We start from the raw sequence: 1872 nt of genomic DNA, 5'->3' as shown, positions 1-1872 counted from the left end.
ACCAGCCCGATCTACCGCCCGAACTCGGCGGAGATCTACTACCCCGAGGGCAACGACTGGGGTACGCACTTCCCCTTCTACTTCGGCAGTTTCGACCTGCTGGTCTCGTTGACCGGCCAGGACGCCGGCATCAGTCCTTCCGCGGCCACCTGGGAGCAACTGCACAACGACGCGCAACTGGCCCTCATGGCGCGCTTCGACGATGGCCGCACCTACGGTGCCAGCAGCGAGAACACCTACTACGGCAGGGAACACCGCATCGGCGCCATGGCCGCCCAGACCTATCTCACCCTCTTCCTGGCCCGCAACTCCACCGGCAACCGGCTTCGCTGGGAGTGACTAGATCGCGCCTTGCTACTGCGGCACCACGTCGGCGAGCGCTCGGTCGAGGATCTCCAGGCCCAGGTCCAGCTCCGCGTGGGTGGAGGTGAGCGCCGGCGCGATGCGGAAGACGCCGCCCATGCCGGGCAGCTGCACCACGTTCATGTGCAGGCCCAGTTCCAGGCACCGCCCGGTCACGGCGGCACCCAGCGCGTCGGCCGGGCGTTTGGACTCCCGGTCGCTGACCAGTTCGACCCCGACCAGCAGCCCACGGCCGCGCACATCGCCGACCGCCGGGTGCCGCTCGCCGATCTCCAGCAGGCCCTTGCGGAGGTACGCGCCCAGGTGCGCCGCCTGTTCGTCGAGCCGGTCGGCCTCCAGCACGTCCAGGACCGTGTTGCCGACCGCGGCCACCAGTGGGTCCGAGACGTGCGTGGTGAAGAAGAGGAAACCGCGCTCGTGCGCGGTGTGCTCGATCTCCGGGCTGGTCACCACCGCAGCCAGCGGCAGGCCTGCGCCGAGCGTCTTGGACAGGGTCAGGATGTCCGGCACGACGCCGTCACGCTGGAACGCGTACCACTCACCGGTGCGGCACAGACCGGTCTGCGCCTCGTCGAGGATCACCAGCCCGCCGCGCTCGTGCACCTTGTCACGCAGCGCCGCGAGGTATCCCGGCGGGAGGTCGATCACGCCGCCGGAGCTGAGGATCGGCTCGACGACGCACGCCGCCAGACTGCCCACCGACTGGGCGTCGAACAGCTCGAACGAGAACTCCAACTGACGCCGCCAGTCCAGCTCACCGCCGGGAAGCGTGAAGTCGGGCCGGTACGCGTTCGGCGTGGGGATCGCGAAGTTGCCGGGCGCCGCGGGCCCGTACCCCTTGCGCCCCGAGCTGTAGGTGGCGCTCGCCGCCGCCTGCGTCATCCCGTGCCACGACCGGGCGAACGAGATGACCTCGTGCCGGCCGGTGACCAGCTTCGCCATCCGGATCGCCGCCTCGTTGGACTCCGCGCCGGTGGTGAGCAGCAGGACCTTCTCCAGCGGCGCGGGCAGCGTGCCGGCGAGGCGGCGGGCCAGCTCGACCACGGGCCGGCTCAGCATGCCACTGAACAGGTGGTCGAGGGTGGCGACCTGCCGCTGGACCGTGGCCACGACAGCGGGGTGGGAGTGCCCGAGGATGGCGCTCATCTGCCCCGACGTGAAGTCGAGCAGGCGGCGGCCGTCGGCGGTGAACACGAAACTGCCTTCGGCCCGGTCGATGATCTCGCGGACGAAGCTGCCCGCGCCGATGTAGCGGACCAGGTGACGATCGGCGTCCGACCAGAACGAATCAGCCATGGACCGACGCTAGGCAGTCCCGGGGAGGCACGTCCATCGCACATTTCCGCTGTCGCTGTTAAGCAGAGCCGTACAGTCGGGGGCCATGACGCTGAATCCGTGGCGACTGCGCCTGCTCGCCGACCTGGCAACCTACGGCACCGTCCGGGCCGTGGCACAGCGCGGCAACCTCAGCCCGTCGGCGGTGTCGCAGCAGCTGACCACACTGGAACG

2 protein-coding genes and 1 pseudogene are annotated in these 1872 nt (G+C 69.8%); 2 read left to right on the top strand and 1 reads right to left on the bottom strand.

The annotated features are described in order from the left end of the window. Positions 1–339: pseudogene (locus ACH495_RS31820) on the top strand (hypothetical protein); the annotation flags it as partial. 15 nt (positions 340–354) lie between these two features. Here ACH495_RS31820 and ACH495_RS31815 read toward each other — a convergent pair. After that, on the bottom strand, positions 355–1659 hold the full coding sequence (locus ACH495_RS31815; protein ID WP_396861412.1) for an aspartate aminotransferase family protein: 1305 nt from the start codon (positions 1657–1659) through the stop codon (positions 355–357). An 85-nt stretch (positions 1660–1744) separates the two neighbouring features. Here ACH495_RS31815 and ACH495_RS31810 point away from each other — a divergent pair. Beyond that, positions 1745–1872 (top strand): LysR family transcriptional regulator (locus ACH495_RS31810; protein ID WP_396861413.1); only part of this gene is annotated, 128 nt, incomplete at its 3' end.

Source organism: Micromonospora sp. NPDC018662 (assembly GCF_044391475.1).
Taxonomy (GTDB): domain Bacteria; phylum Actinomycetota; class Actinomycetes; order Mycobacteriales; family Micromonosporaceae; genus Micromonospora.
This window is presented reverse-complemented; position numbering and strand designations above follow the sequence as displayed.